Source organism: bacterium Scap17 (assembly GCA_013376735.1).
GTDB lineage: Bacteria > Pseudomonadota > Gammaproteobacteria > Pseudomonadales > Halomonadaceae > Cobetia.
Genome location: VINJ01000001.1, coordinates 2,109,911 through 2,131,212, shown reverse-complemented (window position 1 = coordinate 2,131,212; position 21,302 = coordinate 2,109,911). Strand labels below are relative to the sequence as shown.

19 protein-coding genes are annotated in these 21,302 nt (G+C 61.9%); 13 read left to right on the top strand and 6 right to left on the bottom strand.

The features are described from left to right. Nucleotides 1–100 precede the first annotated feature (100 nt). From FLM52_09140 to FLM52_09130, 3 genes are all read left to right on the top strand, one after another. Entirely contained in the window at nucleotides 101–931 is an 831-nt protein-coding gene (locus FLM52_09140; protein ID NVN55951.1) for an ATP-dependent zinc protease, read from the top strand. 102 nt (nucleotides 932–1,033) lie between these two features. Then, nucleotides 1,034–2,596, top strand: a complete 1,563-nt coding sequence (locus FLM52_09135) for a gonadoliberin III (protein ID NVN55950.1) — start codon at nucleotides 1,034–1,036, stop codon at nucleotides 2,594–2,596. A gap of 1 nt (nucleotide 2,597) precedes the next feature. Beyond that, a complete protein-coding gene (locus tag FLM52_09130; protein NVN55949.1) occupies nucleotides 2,598–3,614 on the top strand; it encodes an alpha-L-glutamate ligase-like protein in 1,017 nt (338 codons plus the stop codon). 81 nt (nucleotides 3,615–3,695) lie between these two features. On the opposite strand, the gene FLM52_09125 is transcribed toward FLM52_09130, so the two are convergent. After that, nucleotides 3,696–4,409, bottom strand: coding sequence for a DUF1826 domain-containing protein (locus FLM52_09125; protein NVN55948.1), 714 nt, complete (start codon nucleotides 4,407–4,409; stop codon nucleotides 3,696–3,698). A 284-nt stretch (nucleotides 4,410–4,693) separates the two neighbouring features. Between FLM52_09125 and FLM52_09120 the strand changes: the two genes are divergently transcribed. The 9 genes from FLM52_09120 to FLM52_09080 all read left to right on the top strand — a co-directional run bounded on the left by FLM52_09120 (nucleotide 4,694) and on the right by FLM52_09080 (nucleotide 11,753). Further along, entirely contained in the window at nucleotides 4,694–5,161 is a 468-nt protein-coding gene (locus FLM52_09120) for a transcriptional repressor (protein ID NVN55947.1), read from the top strand. A gap of 59 nt (nucleotides 5,162–5,220) precedes the next feature. Further along, a complete protein-coding gene (locus FLM52_09115) occupies nucleotides 5,221–6,558 on the top strand; it encodes a dihydroorotase (GenBank protein NVN55946.1) in 1,338 nt (445 codons plus the stop codon). Continuing rightward, nucleotides 6,497–7,750: an ABC transporter substrate-binding protein gene (locus FLM52_09110; GenBank protein ID NVN55945.1), complete on the top strand. Its 1,254-nt coding sequence runs from the start codon at nucleotides 6,497–6,499 to the stop codon at nucleotides 7,748–7,750. Before FLM52_09115 ends, FLM52_09110 begins: the two co-directional genes overlap by 62 nt. A gap of 112 nt (nucleotides 7,751–7,862) precedes the next feature. Next, on the top strand, nucleotides 7,863–8,693 hold the full coding sequence (locus FLM52_09105) for a metal ABC transporter ATP-binding protein (protein ID NVN55944.1): 831 nt from the start codon (nucleotides 7,863–7,865) through the stop codon (nucleotides 8,691–8,693). A 78-nt stretch (nucleotides 8,694–8,771) separates the two neighbouring features. Beyond that, nucleotides 8,772–9,596, top strand: coding sequence for a metal ABC transporter permease (locus tag FLM52_09100; GenBank protein NVN55943.1), 825 nt, complete (start codon nucleotides 8,772–8,774; stop codon nucleotides 9,594–9,596). Nucleotides 9,597–9,692: 96 nt separating this feature from the next. Further along, nucleotides 9,693–10,139 (top strand): phosphoribosyl-AMP cyclohydrolase, encoded by a 447-nt coding sequence (gene hisI / locus FLM52_09095; protein NVN55942.1) that lies wholly within the window; start codon nucleotides 9,693–9,695, stop codon nucleotides 10,137–10,139. Further along, nucleotides 10,126–10,458 carry a membrane protein insertion efficiency factor YidD gene (gene yidD / locus FLM52_09090; protein NVN55941.1) on the top strand — a complete coding sequence of 111 codons (333 nt, stop codon included), beginning with the start codon at nucleotides 10,126–10,128 and terminating at the stop codon, nucleotides 10,456–10,458. Before hisI ends, yidD begins: the two co-directional genes overlap by 14 nt. Nucleotides 10,459–10,620: 162 nt before the next feature. Beyond that, entirely contained in the window at nucleotides 10,621–11,022 is a 402-nt protein-coding gene (locus tag FLM52_09085) for a DUF2384 domain-containing protein (GenBank protein ID NVN55940.1), read from the top strand. Between the two features lie 41 nt (nucleotides 11,023–11,063). After that, nucleotides 11,064–11,753 (top strand): RES domain-containing protein, encoded by a 690-nt coding sequence (locus FLM52_09080; GenBank protein NVN55939.1) that lies wholly within the window; start codon nucleotides 11,064–11,066, stop codon nucleotides 11,751–11,753. Nucleotides 11,754–11,948: 195 nt separating this feature from the next. On the opposite strand, the gene FLM52_09075 is transcribed toward FLM52_09080, so the two are convergent. Beyond that, entirely contained in the window at nucleotides 11,949–12,380 is a 432-nt protein-coding gene (locus FLM52_09075) for a SufE family protein (protein NVN55938.1), read from the bottom strand. Between the two features lie 112 nt (nucleotides 12,381–12,492). Next, nucleotides 12,493–13,722, bottom strand: coding sequence for a site-specific integrase (locus tag FLM52_09070; protein NVN55937.1), 1,230 nt, complete (start codon nucleotides 13,720–13,722; stop codon nucleotides 12,493–12,495). 517 nt (nucleotides 13,723–14,239) lie between these two features. Between FLM52_09070 and FLM52_09065 the strand changes: the two genes are divergently transcribed. Continuing rightward, nucleotides 14,240–15,205 (top strand): hypothetical protein, encoded by a 966-nt coding sequence (locus tag FLM52_09065; protein NVN55936.1) that lies wholly within the window; start codon nucleotides 14,240–14,242, stop codon nucleotides 15,203–15,205. A gap of 228 nt (nucleotides 15,206–15,433) precedes the next feature. Here the strand turns inward: FLM52_09065 and FLM52_09060 are convergent, their stop codons facing one another. From FLM52_09060 to FLM52_09050, 3 genes are all read right to left on the bottom strand, one after another. Next, nucleotides 15,434–16,840 carry a PhoH family protein gene (locus tag FLM52_09060; GenBank protein NVN55935.1) on the bottom strand — a complete coding sequence of 469 codons (1,407 nt, stop codon included), beginning with the start codon at nucleotides 16,838–16,840 and terminating at the stop codon, nucleotides 15,434–15,436. Between the two features lie 356 nt (nucleotides 16,841–17,196). After that, nucleotides 17,197–19,779: a TRAP transporter fused permease subunit gene (locus tag FLM52_09055; GenBank protein NVN55934.1), complete on the bottom strand. Its 2,583-nt coding sequence runs from the start codon at nucleotides 19,777–19,779 to the stop codon at nucleotides 17,197–17,199. A gap of 513 nt (nucleotides 19,780–20,292) precedes the next feature. Further along, a complete protein-coding gene (locus FLM52_09050) occupies nucleotides 20,293–21,282 on the bottom strand; it encodes a TAXI family TRAP transporter solute-binding subunit (protein ID NVN55933.1) in 990 nt (329 codons plus the stop codon). Nucleotides 21,283–21,302 lie beyond the last annotated feature (20 nt).

Sequence of the window (21,302 nt, the reverse complement as noted above, 5' to 3'; positions counted from 1 at the left end):
TCGTCGGATCAGTGTGCTGACTGACGATGGACAAGAATTATGTCTGCCGTTCACACAGGTTGTAGAGCGGCAGCAAGGCTGAACAGGAACCTTCTCCCCTATGCTGATCCGCAAGCTGCTATTGCCTGTTTCCTTGACCAGTGTCGTCGTCATGGCCGGCTGCGTCCCGGCACAACCGCAACCGCAGAAACCGGTATTGACGCCAGATGCCTTCTCGCAACGCATCGATGCCCTGCAGGAGCAGCTGGCAGGCCAATGCAACGTCCAACAGCAGCAACTTGCCGACCAGCAGGCGCTGAGCCGCTCCCTGCGTCGTGACGTGCGAGAAGTCGGCAGTCAGCTGCGCCAGATCCATGCCGAGATGGAACAGCCCGCACAGCCGCAGGCCGTGGAAGCCTGCAAGGCCGTGACCGACAACCCCATCCTCGACAAGACCCTGCTTGGGCGCGTCGAGTGGGTCGGTTTCCCGACCATCAGCAGTTACTTCAAGGCACGGATCGACACCGGGGCCAACACCTCGTCGCTGTCGGCGCGTGATATCACCGAATTCGAGCGCGACGGCGCCAAGTGGGTCAAGTTCAAACTGGCGCTGCGGGATGACGGCAAGTATTTCGTGTCAGGCGATCGTGATAAGTGGGTCGAAGCCCAGGTCAGCCGCACGGTAACCATCATCCAGGCCTCCGGCCGCGAAGAGCGTCCCGTCGTCAGCCTGCTGATGACGCTGGGTGACATCAAGCAGAAGGTCGAGTTCACCCTCAATGATCGTCGTGATCTCACCTATCCGGTATTGCTGGGCCGTCGCTTCATGATGGACATCGCTGCGGTGGACGTCAGCCGTACCTTCATCAATGCACGTCCGGAGTACCCGGGCAGTGCACCCAGTAACGAAGCGGCCAAGGACGAGGACCCGAACGAAGGCAACCGCGACTGAGTGGCAAGCGCCCTCCTGTCTCCTCTGCCCGGCTTCGCTGCCTGACATGGCTCGGTGCGCCACCGAGCCATCATGACTGCTCCAGACATTTCAAGGACTCCCATGTCGCGTTTTGCTTTCTATCTTCTGGTCGGCCTGTTGATGCTGATCGGTGTGGGCCTGACCGCCTATCGCCATATTTCGTTTGATGTGCCCTGGGTACCCGGTGCACAGCAAAAAGTGTGGGATATCGAAGCCCAAGTGGCCTTCACGGCCACTGGTGGTCCGGTCAAGGCGTCGCTGGCGCTGCCGGAAAACCAGAAAGGCTACAGCGTTCTCACCGAGAACACGGCGTCCTCGGGCTTCGGGCTGTCCTATCTGGATGACCTGCCGGGCCGTCGTGCCGAATGGTCGATCCGTGAAGCAGCAGGCTCGCAGCTGCTGTATTACACCGTGACCATGCTGGAGTCCGACAACGCAACCCCTGCGGCCATCAAGCGCCTGCCGGCCCCTCAGGAAGTCTCCTGGGAGCGTCCCTACGATACCGCCGCGGCCCAGGTCATCGATCAGGCCCGTGAGCGCAGTGCCGATTCGTTCACCTTCGCACGTGAGTTGATCAAGCAGTTCGACAATCAGCGTCAGGGCGAGAATGCGCGCCTGCTGCTGACCCAGTTCGAGCGTCCCGAGCTCATGCTGCGCCTGCTCAATGAGGCCGGTGTCAGTGCGCGTCTGGTCAGCGGCCTGAGCCTGGAAGACGGTCGTCGTCGCCAGACGGTCTCGTCCTGGTTGCAGGTCTTCGCCGAAACGCCGCAAGGCAACGAGGCGGTGGATGTCGAGGCCGCCGATGCTGAAGACATCAACACCGACTGGGTGCTGATCAACCCGGAAACCGGCAAGCAAGGTGAGCCGGACAACCTGCTGCTGTGGGAAGGTCGTGGCGCGCCGATGCTGGAAGTCGAAGGCGGCGTGAATTCCCGTGTCAGCTTCTCGATGATCCGTCACAACGAGCCGGCGGCCGTCGCGGTGCGCAACAAGCTGGCCAATGACGAGCTGCTCAACTTCTCGATCCACTCCCTGCCGCTGGAAGAGCAGGCGCTGTTCAAGACCATCCTGCTGATCCCGATCGGCGCGCTGGTCGTGGTGCTGTTGCGTGTACTGGTCGGTCTCAAGACCTCCGGTACCTTCATGCCGGTATTGATCGCCCTCGCCTTCATCCAGACAAGTCTGGTGACCGGCTTGATCGGCTTCCTGCTGATCGTCGCGACGGGCCTGGTGATCCGCAGTTACCTGTCGCGGCTCAATCTGTTGCTGGTGGCGAGGGTCTCGGTGGTGATCATCACGGTGATCGCGATCATCTCCATCTTCTCGGTACTCGCCTATCGCTTCGGTCTGAACGCCGGCCTGACCATCACCTTCTTCCCGATGATCATCCTGTCGTGGACCGTCGAGCGCATGTCGATCCTGTGGGAAGAGGAAGGTCCCAAGGAAGTGCTCAAGCAAGGTGGCGGCAGCCTTCTGACCGCTGTGCTGGCCTATCTGGCGATGAACAATCCCTGGGTGCGTCACCTGACCTTCAACTTCCTCGGTCTGCAACTGGTGCTGATGGCCTTCATCCTGCTGCTCGGCAACTACACCGGCTATCGTCTGCTGGAATTGCGCCGCTTCAAGCCGCTGACGGAGGATTGAGATGCTCTCGTCATGGCTGAATCGCTGGTCGCGCAACTGGACCACGCCGGGCGCCTTGCGCGCCCGGGGGGTTGTCGGCATGAATCGCCGCAACATCGGGTATATCTCGAAATACAACGACCGTCGCCTCTATCCGCTGGTCGATGACAAGCTGCAGACCAAGTTGCTGTGTCAGAAGTACGGCCTGGCCTCGCCGGAGATGATCGGCAAGGTCGCCAGCCAGTTCGAGGTTGAGCGCGTCGTCGACATGGTGCGCGATCACGCAGGTTTCGTGATCAAGCCGGCCAAGGGATCAGGCGGCAAGGGGATCCTCGTCGTCGAGCACCATGATGGCGAAGAGTATGTGAAGCCCAGCGGCGCGCGCATCACGCGTGCCGACATGGAACGTCACGTCTCCAATATCCTGTCAGGGCTCTATTCGCTGGGCGGCTCACCGGATGTGGCGCTGGTCGAAGGCTTGATTTCCTTCGATCAGGCCTTCGCCGAGTTCACCTATGAGGGTGTGCCGGACATTCGTGTCATCGTCTTCAAGGGCTATCCCGTGATGGCGATGATGCGTCTGTCGACGGCGGCCTCGGATGGCAAGGCCAACCTCCACCAGGGAGCGGTCGGCGTCGGGTTGGACATCGGCAGTGGCTGGGCGGTGCGCGGCGTGCAGTACGATCGCCCGCAGTTCGCGCACCCCGATACCGGGCACGATATCTTCTCGCTCAAGGTACCGCAGTGGGACACCCTGCTCGAGCTGGCTGCCGGCTGTTACGAGATGACCGGACTGGGGTATCTGGGCACCGACATGGTGCTGGATCGTCGCCATGGCCCGATGCTGCTGGAGCTCAACGCCCGACCGGGCCTGGCCATCCAGATGGCCAATGGCGAGGGCCTGCGCAAGCGACTCGAGCTGATCGAGCGTCAGCCCGACGGTGTGCCGGTCGCCGAGCGTGTCGCCTTTGCGCGCAAGCACTTCTCGCGCAGCAAGGAAGATGTCGCCACTGTCGGCATGGCGCCGATCGCGGACTGATCCGTTGACGTGCCATCGGTAAAGACAAGAACACCCCGCCTTGGCGGGGTGTTCTTGTTTGATGATTCACTTGGTCTCAGCTCAGCCGGGGTCCATGCTCAACATCAGGCGACTGCCATTGGGCACCACCGGTGAGCGATGGATCAGCCCTCGTCCTTCGTTGTCCGGCCAGCACTCGCCCTTGAGCAACGCCAGGCTGCCCGGGCGCAGCTCATGTATCTCGCCGGGGGCCAGGCAGATGTCCTGATGGCCGGGTTGGCCATGGCCCAGTGCCATTCTGTCGGCGGCATGTTCCGGCAGCCACTGGGTGCCCGGGCCATCGTAGGTCGTCACCAATCTGACGGGGATGCGATCGACATGAAAGCGCGGGCACATGGCGCTCTGGGTCATCTCCAGTCGCATGCCGATATCCTTGACCTCGAAGAGTTCGCCCATGGCCTCACCCAGCACACGGATATCCTCTATCAGCGCAGCCCCGGCATCCGGTGCGGGAAGGTAGCGCTCCAGCGCCTCACGCAGATCACTGATCGGGCCACGCCAGCGCATGCGCAGCGGGTAGGCACCCGAGGACTGAGCCTTGACCGCCATCTTCAATGCCGCATCGATGCGGCGTTGCATCACGGCCAGACTGATATCGGGATCGAAGATGGCTCCCAGGTCATGTGCCTCGTGACCGATATGCCAATGGGTTGCGGGTCTTGGTGCCGCCGCGAGGGTCGAAGGTGACGAACTGGCTGCCAGGCGTGACTCGGGCCGTGTGTGAAGGGGTGGGTGCAGCGCCTCGAACTGGGCCATGAAATCCTCCTGTCAGGGATGGTCGCGGGTCTATCATCGCGATCAGAAAGCAATAATTGTTATGTTATATCATATTGCTCGCTTGTCCACGCTTTCATGTCGGCCCCTGCGCCGTGCGTTGCCTTTACGTGACTCACGCAGCCCCGATGCCCTTGCCGGTGGCCCGTCATGGCCCATTTGCCCTAGAATAAGCATCTGGTCATTCAGGCTGCGCGCTGACGCACTTGCCCTCATCGCGCTTGACGCCTTTTGACATCCGGGATTCACGACAATCAGGATTCTTCATGCCAGAGCCACTTTCGCTGATTGACCAGGCCGAACGTCAATGTCTGGCGCGCGGTGTGCGATTTACGCCGATACGGCGACGTGTACTGGAAATGATCGCGACCAGTCATGGCGCACTCAAGGCGTATGACCTGCTGGATCAGCTCGCCAAGGAGCATGGCGCTGCCCGCCCTCCCACGATCTATCGTGCGCTGGACTTCCTGCTCGAACAGGGCCTCGTCCATCGCATCGAATCACTCAATGCCTACCTTGCCTGCCACTGCCCGGAACATCAGCACGGCTTTCAGCTGTTGATCTGCCGCGGCTGCGGTCGTGTCGAGGAAATGCATGATGACGATCTCGGCACCCGGCTAGTCGCCAGCGCCGATCGCCATGGTTTCTCGATCGAACGCCAGACCATCGAACTCGAGGGGCGTTGCCAGGATTGCACCTCTCAAGCAGCTGCCATGGCAGAAAACGCTAAGTGAACGGCGCTTGCGAGCGCTTTTGATACGATATAACATTTGCTTCCCACGGAGGACGTCACATGCTGGACATCCGCATCTCACAGGCGCAAGTCGTCAACGAAGGCACCATTTCCACCCAGGATGTGGGCATCAAGGACGGGCGTATTCACGCCATCGCCAGCGACCTGTCTCACCTCGATGCACGTGAAGTGATTGATGCCGCCGGCCGCCATCTGCTGCCGGGCATGATCGATGATCAGGTGCACTTCCGTGAGCCGGGCCTGACCGCCAAGGGCAACATCGCCACCGAGTCAGCTGCTGCCGTGGCCGGGGGGATCACCACCTTCTTCGACATGCCCAACGTCAAGCCGGCGACCCTGGACAGCGATGCACTGGAAGCCAAGTTTGCCGTGGCGGCCGGTCGTGCCCATGCCAACCACGCCTTCTATCTGGGTGCCAGCAACGACAACCTGGAAGCGATCAAGACGCTGGATCCGAACCAGACCTGCGGCATCAAGATCTTCATGGGCGCCTCTACCGGCAACATGCTGGTCGATGATCCGGAGATTCTCGAAGGCATCTTCAAGCATGCCCCGACGCCCATCGTCACGCATTGCGAAGACACGCCGATGATTCTCGAGAACGAGGCGCGCTGGCGCGAGCGTTTCGGGGAAGACGTGCCCTTCTCCGAACACGGCCTGATCCGCTCGCGCGAAGCCTGCATCAAGAGCTCGCGTCTGGCGATCGACCTGGCGACCCGCAACGGTACCCAGCTGCATGTCCTGCACCTGACCACCGCCGAGGAAATGGCGCTGTTCAAGGCCGGCCCGATGAAGGGCAAGCAGATCACCGCCGAAGTCTGCGCGCACCACCTGTGGTTCAGCGACGCCGATTACGACACCCGTGGCAGCCTGATCAAGTGCAACCCGGCAGTGAAGACCGCCGAAGACCGCGCCGCCCTGCGCGCTGCCGTGATGGATGGCCGTATCGACATCATCGCCACCGATCACGCACCGCATACCTGGGAAGAGAAGCAGAACCCGTACTTCAAGGCACCTTCCGGCCTGCCGCTGGTGCAGCATGCCCTGCTGTCACTGCTCGACCAGGTTCAGGACGGCATCTACGACCTGGCGACTCTGGTGCAGAAGACCAGTCACAACGTGGCGGATCGCTTCTCCATCGTCGATCGCGGCTACATCCGTGAAGGGGCCTTCGCTGACCTCGTGCTGGTCGACCTCAATGGCGAGACCAGCGTCACGCGTGACAACGTGCTCTACAAGTGTGGTTGGAGCCCCTTCGATGGCGTGACCTTCAAGGCGCGTATCGATGCGACCTTCGTCAACGGCGTGAAAGCCTATGACGGCAAGACCGTCAATCCGGTGGCCAACGGCCAGCGACTCTCGTTCAACCGCGGCTGATGGCGGTCCTGGCGTGCCGGTTCTCGGCACGCCCTGCCCGCATCATGTCGTGATCACTAGCAAAGGAAGTGGTGTCATGAGTATGTATGCGGGCTCTCCCCTGGCGTCTCGCCAAATGTTGTGTGAAAAGCTGCTGTCCCGGGTCCAGCGCACGCTGGGTCCGCGGGCCGCGCGTGCCCTGCCGCTGAGTGTGCTGGGCGCGCTTGCCGCCTTCGCGACGCCTGCCGCCCACGCCCAGGACAGCGCCCCTCTGCATGTGGCCGTCAGCGTGCCGCCCATCGCGTGGATGGTCGATCAGCTGGCCGGTGAGCATGTCGAGATCACCACCCTGGCCAAGCCGGGCGACAACCCGCACGCCTATGACCCGACACCACGCCAGGTGGCCGAGCTGTCGACAGTCCCGCTCTATCTGGCCATCGGTGTGCCCTTCGAGCAGGTGTGGTTGCCGCGCCTGGAGAAGAACAACGCCGAGATGCAAGTGGTGCATCTTGAGGAGGGTCTCAACACACGCCACTTCGGCAGTGGCGAAGCGCATCATCATGATCATGGCGCGGATCACGACGAGCATGAGCATGAAGCCCACGCGGATCATGACGAGCATGAGCATGAAGCCCACGCGGATCACGACGAGCATGAGCATGAGCATGAAGCCCACGCGGATCATGACGAGCACGAGCATGGCGATCTCGGCGAAGCCGATCCCCACCTCTGGCTGGACCCGCAGCGCATGCAGACCGTCGTCGAGCGTGCCGCCGAGGTGCTTGAGGCACGCCTGCCGCAACATGCCAGCGAGATCGATGCCAATGAGCAGCATCTGCTCAAGGCCTTGAGCGAGCTGGATGCGCAGATCGCTCAGACGCTGGCACCCTACAAGGGCCGCAACTTCCTGATCTTCCATCCCAGCTTCGGCTACTTCGCGGACCGCTACTCGCTCGAGCAGCATGCCATTGAAGTCAGTGGTCGTGAGCCCACGCCGCGCGAGATGGCCACGCTGATCACGCGTGCCAAGGATGAGAACATCGGCACCATTTTCGTCTCGGGGCAGTTCTCCCAGACGGCAGCCAAGCGGATCGCCAGCTCCCTGGAGGCCGAAGTGGCTGTGCTGGACCCGCTGGCAGAGGACTATCTCGACAACCTGAAGCACGCCACCGAAGCGCTGAAGGCGGGTTTCGAGTTGACTGACAGCCAGTAATTGCCGGCCAGGTATTGCGCATGGCGTCTGATCTTGCACAATGCCCTGCCCCATCGAAAAGTCAGACGGGCGCTCATGCGCCCGTCTGCGTTGCAACGAGGTACCTTACGTCATGGTCAGCCCCATCTCCGTCGCGCGCCCGCGTGCGGACAGCCATCCGGAGGCGTCAGCCACCGGGCGCAGTGTCGGACCGGTCTTTCGCCCGGTGCCGGCAGATGCACCGGATGCCATTGATATTCGCGGCGTGACCTTCCGTTATGGCGAGCAGCTCATTCTCGACGATGTCGACTTTCAGGTCGGCGCGCGCGAGATCGTGGGACTGATCGGGCCCAACGGTGGCGGCAAGAGCACGCTGCTCAAGCTGATACTCGGTCTTCACAAGCCGGCGGCTGGCTGTGTCCGCGTGCTGGGGCGCACGCCCAAGGCTGCCGCGCGCCATATCGGCTATGTGCCGCAGTTTGCCAACTTCGTGAAGCGCTTCCCCATCCGCGTGGAAGACGTCGTGCTGATGGGGCGCCAGGGGCGTCGTCGTCAGTGGGGCCCCTGGCCACGCGCGGACCGTGAAGCGATCGGTGCAGTGCTGGAAGAAGTCGGCATCAGTCATCTGCGCCGTCGGCATATCGATGCCCTTTCCGGCGGTCAGCTGCAGCGTGTGCTGATCGCCCGCGCCCTGGCGGCCGAGCCTCAGTTGCTGCTGCTGGATGAGCCCACCGCGAGTGTCGACAGCGACGGCGAGCGCTCCCTGTTCGAGCTGTTCAATCGCCTGGCCAACCGCATGAGCGTGGTAGTGATCAGTCACGATCTCGGCTTCATCAGTGACTACGTCGATCGGGTCGCCTGCCTCAACCGCAAGATGATCGTCCATGACACCGAGACACTCACCGCTGAATCGATCGAGCGACTTTATGGTGAAAACGTCCAGATGATCCATCACCATCACTGATGTCGCGGCCGGTGACTGTCCGTCTGGCCTGTTTCACTTCCTTCACACCGCCCGCTCTGCGCTCTAGGCTTACATTACATGAATTTCATCACCGCCCTGGGCAGCCAGGATTTTCTCCAGAACGCCCTCTTCGCCGGTCTGCTGGCCAGTCTTGCGGCAGGTCTGGTCGGCCCCTATGTCGTGGTGCGCCGCATCGGCTATCTGGCCGGGGGTATCGCCCATACCGTGCTTGCCGGCATGGGGATCGCCTACTTCATGGGCGCAAGCCCGCTGGTCGGCGCCTTCATCAGCGCCATTCTCGCCGCTCTGCTGATCGGTTACATCAGTCTCAAGGGCTTTGATCAGGAAGACACCGTCATCGGCGCGCTGTGGGCCATCGGCATGGCCACCGGTATCCTGTTCATCAGTCAGACCCCGGGTTACAAGGTCGATCTGATGAGCTATCTGTTCGGCAACCTGCTGTTGGTGCCTGCGGATGCCATCGGTACCCTGGCTTGGATGGTGGGAGGCCTGGCGCTGGTGTTGCTGCTGGTGCATCGTCCGATGACTGCGGTGATCTTCGATGAAGAGTTCGCGCGTCTGCGGGGCGTGCCGGTCAAGACGCTCTACCTGCTGCTGCTGGTGATGGTGGCGATCACCGTCGTGCTGCTGCTGCAGGCGGTGGGCTTGATCATGGTGCTGGCCTTGCTGTCCTTGCCTGCCGCGCTTGCCGGTCATCATGCGCGCTCACTGGGCATGATGATCGTGATCGCGAGCCTGGCGGCCATGGCCTTCACCACCGGTGGGCTGGCGCTCTCCTGGCAGTTCGACCTGCCGGCCGGCGCGACCATCGTGCTGGTGGCTGGTGTCGCCTACCTGCTGTCGCTCATCTGGCGCAGCGCTCGTGGCGGACTGCGTCGCTGATTCGCGGCTTGTGATATTGAATACTGCGTGAGCCCCGGCCAGCGTGACATGACACTGCCGGGGCTTCGATATGGACTTTGCAAGGAAACACCCTCAATGGCTCAGGATGGACTGCTCAAGTCGCTGGAGAATGCCGACGTCGGCGAGAAGGTCGCGCTGGAGGCGCTGATCGCCGCCTTGCCCTGGAATGGCGACGGGCTGATTCCCGCCATCGCGCAACAGCATGACAGCGGCGAGGTATTGATGATGGCGTGGATGAACGCCGAAGCCCTGCGCGAGACGCTCTCCACCGGTCGCGTGTGCTACTTCTCACGCTCGCGCAGCAAGCTGTGGCGCAAGGGCGAGAGCTCGGGCCAACAGCAGAAATTGGTCACTACGCATCTGGACTGCGATGGCGATACCCTGCTGGTCAAGGTCGATCAGACAGGCCCTGCCTGCCATACCGGGCGCAAGAGCTGCTTCTACTGGCGCCTGGATGCTGAAGGTGCCGAGATTACCGATCCGCCGATCATTGATCCGAACACCCTGTATGGCAACGCCTGAACGTCGCCACTCCTTCAGGCGCGGCATGACGTCGGTCATGACGCGCCTGCTGACCGGCTTGCTACGCGGCTATCAGTTGGTGCTCAGCCCGCTGCTGGGACCGCGCTGTCGCTTCTATCCTTCCTGCTCCAGTTACGGACTGGAGGCCATCAAGGTGCATGGGCCCCTCAAGGGGTGCTGGCTCACGGCCAGGCGTCTGTCGCGCTGTCACCCGCTGGGCGGGCCGGGTGGCGTGGACCCCGTGCCACCGCGCAAGGGGCACGCCTCGTCTGTCAGCTGCTGTGATGCGCATGATCAGGACGACGTCCCCAGGCCTTGAGGGCATACGCCTTGCGAGTGACCGGGGTGAGTGACTGGGTCGTGTGCCCTGCGAGCGGCGGAGTCTTGCGGATGTCTGTGCGCATGTGAAGTATTTCTGTGTTATCATTCACATGTGTATGGCGTCAGCTGTGACGCCATCGTCAGTCAGCAGGAGAATGTCATGTCCACCGCAGCCGCCCTCGATCGCGTGTCCCCGACCAGCCCTGGTGCGGGCCGCGTTGCCCTCAAGTCCTTCTTCAACATCATGGAGAAGTGGCAGTGCAGCGCGGCGGATCAGCGCGTGCTGTTGGGGGGCATCGGCACCACCACCTACCACAAGTACCGCAAGCTGCCGGAAGTACGCCTGCCCAACGACACCCTGGAGCGTATCTCCTACGTGATGGGGATCCACAAGGCCCTGCGCATCCTGTTCAGCAATACGCCCGAGATGGCCCATGAATGGGTGCGGCGCCCCAATCGGGCGGCACCCTTCAACGGCCAGAGTGCGCTGGACTACATGCTGGCCGGACAGGTGGTCTCGCTGGCCGACACTCGCCGTTATCTCGACGGAGTGCGTGGATGAGCGAATGGACGAGCGAAGGCAAGCATGTCGATGACTCCGCCCTGCCCGCGCTGACGCTGCCGGACTGGCAGAACGCCTGGCGCGTGATCTCCAGTGCCTTCCCGCCCATTTCGGTATTCGAGGATATTCTCGAGCCTGATGAGCTGGAGATGGCGTTTGCCATCGAGGCGCTGACCAATGATCGCCTGCGCGAAGAAGCCGGCGAGCTGAGTCGCGTCGCACCGCAAGACCGCATCAGCGGGCCGGGCTCCACGCCGGTGATGGCGGCCTTCACGCACATCGGGCGTGCCTCGCGTTTCACCGATGGCAGTTTCGGGGTCTATTACTGCGCCAGCACGCTGGATACCGCGATCAGCGAGACCCGCTTCCACATGGCGCGCTTTCTGGCCGATACCGCGCAGCCCAGCCAGGAAATGACCATGCGCAGCTACGTCAATCGCGTGACGCAGCCACTGCATGACATCCGGGAGGGCCATAACGCCCTCTGTCAGCCAGACATGGCCAGCTACCCTGCCGGCCAGGCCTTTGCCGCCAGGTTGCGAGAAGCTGGCAGCTTTGGTCTGCTCTACCCCAGCGTGCGCCACGCTCAGGTGGATGCAAGCGCCGAGTGCGCTGCCATTCTGCGTCCGCCGGCGGTCAGTATCCCCATTCAGGGGCCTCACCTGCGCTATGTCTGGGATGGGCAGCATCAGGCCATGACGCATGTGCTGGAAGTGCGCGAGCATCGCTGAGGGCGTGCAGACGCCCTGCTGCACAGGCTGAGAATAGCCTGAGAAAGCACTGAGAAATTCTTGAGAAAAACCCAAAAAAGACGCCCGCCATTCCGCTCGAAATCTCGAGACTGAAATGGCGGGCGTCTTGCGTTACTCGTGTCGGCCCAGACCTGAAGCATCATAGCTAAAGCATCAGAGCTAAAATGCCAGGTCTCAGGCGTTGGCGTGCAGCTCGGCGACGCCGTAGATACGCTTGAGCATCGCATGCAGACCATTGGAGCGCGTCGGCGACAGGTGCTTGTCGAGGCCGAGCTCGTTGAGGAAGGTCGGCTGGGTGGCGACGATTTCCTGCGGCGTCCGGTCGTTGTAGATGCGCAGCACCACGGCGATCAGGCCTGCCACGATGGCGGCGTCCGAGGTCGCCTGGAAATGCAGGCGCTGCTCGCTGCCTTCGCCACGCACTTCGGAGTGAATCCAGACGTTGGACTGACAGCCGTCGATCTTGGTCTCAGGTCCTTTCAATGCCTCCGGATATTCCGGCAGCGCCTTGCCCATGTCGATGATGTACTGATAGCGGTCCATCCAGTTGTCGAAGAAGCTGAATTCCTCGACCAGTTCCGCCTGCGCTTGTTGCGCGTCGCTCATGCTGACTCCCGATGATGTCACTGCAAAGTGTCTGAAGATACGCTGTCGCCATGATAACGCCTGACCTCACCGGACGCACGGCGCCTTCGGGCCTGGGCGCCTGTAGCAGCGCTCACGGGTCGTGTTCTGGCGCCTCAGGCGGATGGCCTGGCGTCGCCAGCGTATGTCTGGCCATCTGCTGCTGCCACTCGCTGTCCTCGGCGTGCAGGTAGCGAGATGTTGTATCCAGTCGCGAGTGTCTGGCGGAGCGCGACAGAAAGCGCAGCTCTACCCCAGCCTGTGCCTGATGGGTGATCGCGGTGTGGCGCAGCCAGTGAGGGCTTGCCTGATCGAGGGTGCGTGCCATCAGCTCGCTGGCATCGCCGGGACTCTGGATTCGCTGGCGCATGTCGATGGCGGCCTGTGTGAATGTTTGCTTGATCAAGCGGTAAAGCTGGTTGTCGCCGAGCGGTGTCGTGCCATCCAGGCGCGCCAGCAGTGGCAGCGACTCGTCGGCGGGCAGTGCCTGCGGCAGATCACTGAGCCCGCGCAGGCGACGCCAGCGAACCAGTGCCTCGAGCATCGGCGGCGGCAGCGGAATCTCGGCCAGCTTGGCGCCCTTGCCTATCACCCGCCACCACCACTGGCCTTCCCGCTTGACGATATCGCCCATCCTCGCGGCGGCCATTTCCGCAATGCGTGGCGCCATCAAGTAGGCGAAGGCGAACAGAAAGCGCTGGCGCTCGGCCACGAAGCGCTCGCGGGACACCCCATCCTCAGGTGAAGCACCGAGCTGTGTCAGCTCCTCGCAATGCGCTTCGATGCGCCCCCACAGCCAGTCCCACAAGGGGCGCTCGAGATAGCGCTCGATGCGCAGCGTGCGGTTGTCCATGCGGCGCTTGTCGCGCATCAGCCGGAACGGATTGCGTGACAGGTAGCCGGCCTCGATCAGCCAGGCATACATGCCCTGCAGGATCACCAGGCTCTGACGGCGGCTGGCGGGGGCCAGCGGGCCGCGAAAGGGTCGCCACTGAGGATGCTTGCGGGCACGCACGCTACCGATCCAGACCTCTGCAGGCTGAGGGTCGGCCAGAAACGCCTCGAAGTGCTCAAGGCGTTCGCGATCCAGACTGGCCAGGGCGGATTCTCTGCCCTGCTCCCCCTCGGCCTTGAGCCATAGCAGCAGGCGCTCCGCCTCCTTGCGATAGGCGCGCAGCGTCTGAGCACTGTGGCGATATTCGTTGAGCCAGGCGGCCACGGCTTCGACATCCGTGCGGGCGCGAATCAGTGAGCGATCATCAGCGGCCGTCAGCTGGGCATGCTGTTGCGCTCTGGATAGCTCGCCCTCCAGATGCCCGACCAGCGCGGTGATACCGTCATGCGTGCTTTCTTTCACCGATCAACTCCCGTTGCAGCATCTTGGCTGTATATCACCCGTCTGGCGCGTCATATCAGGCGTGCGCCGCTCTGGGGCGCCCCTGTCCTTCTCTTGTCTGCCCTTCCTGCCCTGACCTTCTCTGTTCTGGCCAGGCTTGCCCTGTCCTCGGGGCTGATTGTGACGTTACGGCCATGATAATTCAAGATAAGGCGCGTAATCATGAATTTATCAATCTGATCGTATCGTAAATTACGTATTACGCAATATGTAATTATCTTTATCTTGTCAGAAAACATCGTTAAGATGGGCGCCAGGCTGACGGCAGAAGAAGGCAAGCGGCATCCAAGGTATTGCTCTCGCCAGATGACGTGGCCCATCCGCTGCCTTTACGTTATGAGAGTGCGTGTTGGAGAGTGGTAGTTGGCCGCGCTTCGTGGCGTAATGGCGGTCAAGCAGCAATTACTGACGACGTATCAATGACGGACTAAGGACGGAGATTCCCATGGCGCGCACTGGCGTCCAGTACGAGGATGTACAACGAGCCATCGAGTCACTGATGGCGCGGGGCGAGGCCCCGAGCGTGCAGAAGATTCGTGAAGTGCTGGGGACCGGCAGCTTCACCACCATCAGCGATCATCTGCGTGACTGGCGCCAGCGGCGCGCCGAGAAGCGTGATGAGCCGCTGACCCAGGCGATGCCCGACAGTCTCACCGAGACCCTGGCCACGGTCTGGAAGGAAGCGCAGTCACTGGCCAATGAAAGTCTGGTGCACTATCGCCAGGAAGCGGACAAGCAGACCGTCGAGGCGCGTGAAGCCGAAGCGCAGGCACAGCGCCGCGCGGAAGATGCCGAACAGCGACTCAGCGCCCTGTCCGAGCAATTGGCCCAGGTGCAGGCGCGACTTGAAGAGCGCGTGCAGGCCCTGGCGACATTGACCAATGAGCAGGAACATTGGCAGCAGCTGCAGGACAAGCTCGAAAAGCGTCTGACCCTGGCCCAGGAAGACATCGCGGCCATGGAGCGCACGCGCGAAGTGGACCATGAGCGCCATCAACAGGCGATTCAGGCGCAGGAAAGCGAGTGGAAGGAACGCCTCGCGCAGGAAGAGGCGCGTCATGAGGCCAGTGAAACGCGGCTGATGAAGATGCTGGATGATGCGCGCCTCGAGAAGAGCGAGCTCGACAAGCAGCATCGACGCCGCCAGGAGCAGCTCGAGAAGCGCGTCGAGCGTCTTGATGCCCAGGCGGCCGAGCAACGCAAGCAGCTGCAGGAAGAAGAGCGTCGTCGCTTTGAAGAGACATCGGCTCGCCAGCAGCGCGAGACGGAGCTCAAGGACATGCGTGCGCAGCTGGAGCACTCCTCGGCGGAATACTCACGCCTGGAGGCTCAACTCGGGCAGCTGACACATGAGAACAAGCTGCTCAAGGAACGCCTGGCCTTTGCGCCCTTGCCGCCCTTCGTATGCTGAAAGCCTTGCGAGTGATTGCCACGCACTTGTGGCATGATTTCCGTGACTGGCATGAGTAATGCGCACGAAAACGCCGCCCAGATGGGCGGCGTTTTCTGTCAGTGCTGTCGTGATCTCATTCTCGTGATACCACTCCCTTGATACCGAGCCTGTGGTGTCAGAGTCGCCAGTGTCGTGATGACGACACCATCGTGTGGCTAACAGGTTGTCGAAAGTATGGTGAACACCTCACAGCAGCTCTTCCGCGACCAACGCCAGACGTGAGCGCTCGACGCACTTGAGTGTCACGTGACTGGCATGCGGCCACGAGCTGAAACGCTGCACTGCCACTGCAAGACCACAGGTGTTGGCGGTCAGATAGGGAGTGTCTATCTGGCCGACGTTGCCCAGCAGTACCACCTTGGTGTTGGCGCCCGCCCGTGTCAGCAGACCTTTGAGTTGCTTGGGTGTCAGGTTCTGGGCTTCATCGATGATCAGGAAGGTGTCGCTCAGCGTGCGGCCACGCATGAAGGACGGTGAGCGAATCTGGACACGATTGCCGATCCAGGCGCGCGTGGCCTCCTCGTTCCAGGCGCTGGTGCCTTCTCCCTCCTTGCGCAGCAGGTTGTCCATGTTGTCGTGGAAGGCGCCCATCCACGGTGACATCTTCTCTTCTTCGGTGCCGGGCAGAAAGCCAATCTCTTCGCCCATCGCGATCGGCGCGCGGGTGAAGATGATGCGTTCGAAACGCTTCTTCTCCAGTGTCTGCTCGAACGCGGCAGCCAGCGTCATGTAGGTCTTGCCGGTGCCGGCACTGCCCGCGATTGACACCATGTCGACGCTGTCGTCCATCAGCAGGTTGAGGGCAAAGTTCTGGCGACTGTCATGGGCATTCACCCCCCAAGCGCTGCGCTCGTTGCGATAGTTCTGCAGCACTTCCAGGCGTGCATAGTCATGCTCCAGCTCGCGTACGATGGCCTCGAAGCTTGCACCATCATCGCCATCGCAATCCGCGATCAGCATGCCGGGGTACCAGTCCTTGGGCATCTGGCCGGACAGATCGTAGAAGGTGCGATGGTGTTCTCGCGTGACGGTGACATCGACCTGCAAGTCGTCCCACACGCCCTGGCCATCGGGACCGGCTTCATGAAACAGCTTGACGCCCTCGATCATGGCATCGCTGTCGGTGAAGGCGCGGTCAGTCAGATAGTCCTCCACCGCCATCCCCAAAGCGGCGGCCTTGATGCGCAGATTGATGTCCTTGGTGACCAGGATGACCGAAGCGTCCTGGCAGCGTGTAGCCAGGCTGCGGGTCTCGGCGAGAATGCGATTGTCGGCACAGGCGTCGCTCTGATCGACGTTGCCGGAGAGGAAGTGCAGGTTGCCCGCACCATTCATGGAGGGCGGGAGCGGAATTCCACGCAGGATTTCCTGAGGTGTGACATCCGCGGTGAGATCGGACAGCGTACGGCTGATCTGGCGGGCGGTATGGGCAATCTCCTTGTGGCCATTCTTGTGCTTGTCCAGCTCCTCCAGCACCGTCATCGGGATGACGACATCATGCTCGTCAAACTGGAACAGGGCTGAGGGGTCGTGAATCAGCACGTTGGTATCGAGGACGTACAGACGACGGGACTGCTTCTCGACTCTTACCATTGGCGACATGCCTTCCGTTGGAGTGTGCCCCTTGAACCTAGCATGATGAATATGTCGATCGTGTTGCAAAAACGCGTTCAGATTTCACGCAAGCCTTGCAGACAGGTCACGCAAGGCAGGCGCATACTGTGGCTCCCTCATGAAATGCCCTCTTGCCCGGTGCCTGACAGCATCATGTTGAGCAGCATCACCTTGCAGCCGAGAGAGCAAGCCGCGCCGCACGCAACGTCAGCGCTTCAGGCATGAAAAAGCCGCCCACCGAGAATCTAGGGGGCGGCTTTTGTTTAGCCCCTCACGGCATCGACCGTGAGGGTTGGTGCTCAGACGTTACCTTGTCGAGCGGAAGCGCTTAGGCGTCAGGCAGCGGCGGGTTGCTGGCGACGTCGACGTACCTGCAGGAAGCCGATAAGCCACAGCAATGCCAGTGCCGGCAGCATGGCGATTTCCTTCGGCGGACGCTCAGCTTTCTGCTGGATGCCATCGATGGTGAAGTCGAAATCGATGCCGGCCTGCTGTGCCACGCTGCCGTACTCGATCATGCTGACCAGCACCTGCTCGTCGCTGATATCCAGCGTCAGGCCGACATCGGTCAGGCGGGCTTCGCCACTCTCGGCGTCAGAAACCGGCAGCAACACGGTCTTGGAGACCTCGTCGCCATCCAGGTTGATGCCCGAGACGTGAATCGGCAGCTTGCTGTCCACCGGCGCTTCGGCGATCAGCGCTTCAATCTGCTGCGGCGCGGCCATGGTGGTGGGCGGATAGATCATGTCCCACCAGTAGCCCGGACGGAACAGCGTGAAGGTGATCAGCAGCAGGCCGATGGTCTCGTACCAGCGCGTACGCGTCAGCCAGTAGCCTTGCGTCGCCGCCGCGAAGACCAGCATCGCCGCGACGGCCGAGGCCACCGTGATCGCCAGGTGCCAGTAGCTGTCGATGTTCATCAGCAACAGATTGGTATTGAAGATGAACATGAACGGCAGGATCGCGGTGCGGATATCGTAGGTGAAGCCCTGAATACCGGTCTTGATCGGGTCTGCCTTGGCAATCGCGGCCGCCGCGAAGGCGGCTAGCCCCACCGGTGGCGTGTCATCGGCCAATATCCCGAAGTAGAACACGAACAGGTGCACGGCGATCAGTGGCACGATCAGGCCGTTTTCCGCGCCCAGATTGACGATGACCGGTGCCATCAGCGTCGAGACGACGATGTAGTTGGCAGTCGTCGGCAGGCCCATGCCCAGGATCAGGCTGATCACGGCGGTGAAGAGCAGGATCAGCATCAGATTGCCGGCCGAGATGAACTCGACGAAGGCGGTCATCTTGAGGCCCAGCCCGGTCAGGGTCACGGTGCCCACGACGATACCTGCCGCCGCGGTGGCCACGCCGATGCCGATCATGTTCTTGGCGCCGATCACCAGGCCATGGAAGAGGTCTTCGCCACCGCGTTGCGCGGCGCCACCGACATTGCCTTCCTTGCGGAAGATGGCCACCAGCGGACGCTGGGTCACGGTGATGAAGATCATGAACAACACGGCCCAGAAGGCCGACAGCCCCGGTGACATGCGTTCAACCGTCAGACACCACACCAGTACCACGACCGGCAGCAGGAAGTAGAGACCGACCTTGACGGTCGGGCCGACCGGCGGCAGTTCATCGATGTCGCCTTCCCCGAGCTCCGGGAAGCATGCCGAATAGGCGATCAGTGCCACATAGGAGGCCAGCAGCAGCGGCAGCACGATCCAGACCGCGCCGTCACCCGCCAGGGTCTTGATCCAGCCGATGCCGTAGTAGACGACCAGCGTGAGTATTCCCATGCCGATGAAGACGGTCAGGAAGGTCAGCAAGGTCGCGATCATGTTGGTCTTCTGGGTGCGCTTGAGGCCTTCCATGCCGGCCTTGCACGCTTCCAGGTGCACGATGTAGATCAGGGCGATGTAGGAGATCAATGCCGGCAGCAAGGCATGCTTGATGACGTCAAGGTAAGGAATGCCGACGTATTCGACCATCAGAAAGGCTGCGGCGCCCATGATCGGCGGCGTCAGCTGGCCATTGGTGGACGCTGCCACTTCCACGGCGCCCGCCTTGGTGGCCGGGAACCCGACCTTCTTCATCAGCGGGATGGTGAAGGTGCCGGTGGTGACGACGTTGGCGATGGAGGAGCCGGAGATGATGCCGGACAGGCCAGAGGCGACGACGGCGGCCTTGGCCGGTCCGCCACGCATGTGGCCGAGCATGGAGAAGGCCATGCGGATGAAGTAGTTACCGGCGCCTGCACGCTCCAGCAAGGCACCGAACAGCACGAACAGGAACACGAAGTCGGTGGAAACGCCGAGCGCGACTCCGAAAACCCCTTCCGTGGTCAGCCACTGGTGGCCGAGCAGCTTGTTGAGGCTGGCCCCGGCATGCGCGATGACATCGGGCATGTAGGCGCCGAACAGGCTGTAGAGCAGAAAGACGCTGGCGACGACCGCCAGGGGCGGCCCGAGTGCGCGACGCGTGGCTTCCAGCAGCAGGACCAGGCCGATCCCCGAGAACACCAGGTCCACGGTGGTATAGGCGCCAGCGCGGCGTGCCAGCTCATCACTGAAGATCAGCACATAGGCGACACCCGCCACGGCGAAGATCGCCAATGCCCAGTCATAGAGAGGAATGCGGTTGGCGGGGGCACCCTTGTAGGCCGGGTACGCCACGAAGGCCAGCGAGATGGCAAAACAGAGATGCACGGCGCGCGCGGTGTCGGAGTTGAGCAGTGACAGCGGCGAGGCGTGATAAAGCTGAAACAACGACCATGCCAGTGGAATCAGCCACATGAAGTGGCGGCCCACGAAGCCCACGGGATGACGGCCGCCGGTTTCCGACTCCAGCATCTCGAGGACTTCAGCATCATGATGCGTCTCGGCGTCTGGCGCCTGAGACGTTGCTGCAGTTTGGGTTTTGGTCATTTTGTGTGATCCGGTACGCGAGTCAGGCGATGGCTGACAGTTCACCTTCTTGCTCGACCAGAAGGCGCTGCTCAACCACATGCTTATCAAGCTGGTTACGTCTTCAGTATGTCCGGCCTGACAGATGTTTCCATTGATTCACCCGATCAGGGCGTAAATTTCCTGAACGATGTCCTGAACGGGCAGTGAGCTAGGCTCGTGACGAGCGTGAGGCCTTGCCTGGTCACGCTTGTCCATGCTGCGGCTGCCGTCACGCCACTTGCCACTCGCAGGCAAGTCCTGGCGGCGTGCTGACGGCGGGTGTCTCTGCTGCGCTTTCCCTGCTCGGCCTTTTCCTGCTTGGCCCTTTCCTGCTCGACCTGAGTGGCCTCCCGGGAATGCAGACTTTCCACAAGCACGGAGACCGCAACGAGTGCGGTCTCCGGGAATTCCCTGTGCTCCCTGTGCTCGGCTCCCTGGGCGCAGGATGAGCGTTCATGCACGGCGCCTCGCAGGCGAGGCGCTCAGGGCATATCACTCGCTCAGCAGGCCAGCTTCCTTGTAGTACTGCTTGGCGCCATCATGCAGCGGCGCCGTCAGGGAAGCATTGACCATCTCTTCCTTCTTCAGGACCTGGAACGCCGGGTGCAGGCGCTGGAACTGATCGAAGTTGTCGAACACGGCCTTGACCACTTCGTAGGCGACGCGGTCTTCGACTTCGGTACTGGAGACGATGGTGGCACGGACACCGAAGGTGGTCACGTCGTCATCGTTGCCGCGGTACATGCCACCCGGGATGGTCGCGACGGAGAAGTAAGGCTTCTCTTCGACCAGCTTGGTGACGGCGTCGCCGGTGACATTGACGATGTTCGCGTCACAGGTGGTGGTCGCTTCCTTGATGGAACCGGACGGGTGACCCACGACGTAGACGTAACCGTCGATCTTGTTGTCACACAGTGCAGAAGACATCTCGGAGGCCTTGAGTTCGGAGGCCACGGAATACACGCTGGTGTCCTTGCCCTGCGAGGACAGTAGAGTGTCGATGGTCGAGCGCTGACCGGAACCCGGGTTGCCGATGTTCATGCGCTTGCCTTCCAGTTGGTCGAACTCGGTCACGCCGCTGTCCTTGCGAGCGACGACAGTGAACGGTTCCGGGTGCAGGGAGAACAGTGAACGCAGGTCCTTGTTCGGGCCGAAGTCTTCGAAGTCACCCTTGCCTTCATAGGCATTGTAATGCGCGTCAGACTGGGCAACGCCCATGTCCAGCTCGCCGGTACGGATGCTGTTCAGGTTGTAGCCGGAACCGCCCGTGGATTCGACGCTGCAGCGAATGCCATGTTCGGCCTTGCCACGGTTGACCAAGCGGCAGATTGCACCACCAGCCGGATAGTAAACGCCTGTTACACCGCCGGTGCCGATGGTTACGAAGGTCTGCTCGGCGGCGCTGGCGCCTCCGGAGATCCCCATCAGGCCAAGACCTGCGGTCGCGACCGCCGCTGTCAGCGACTTCTTGATCATGGTCATGTTGAAACTCCCTTTGCTGG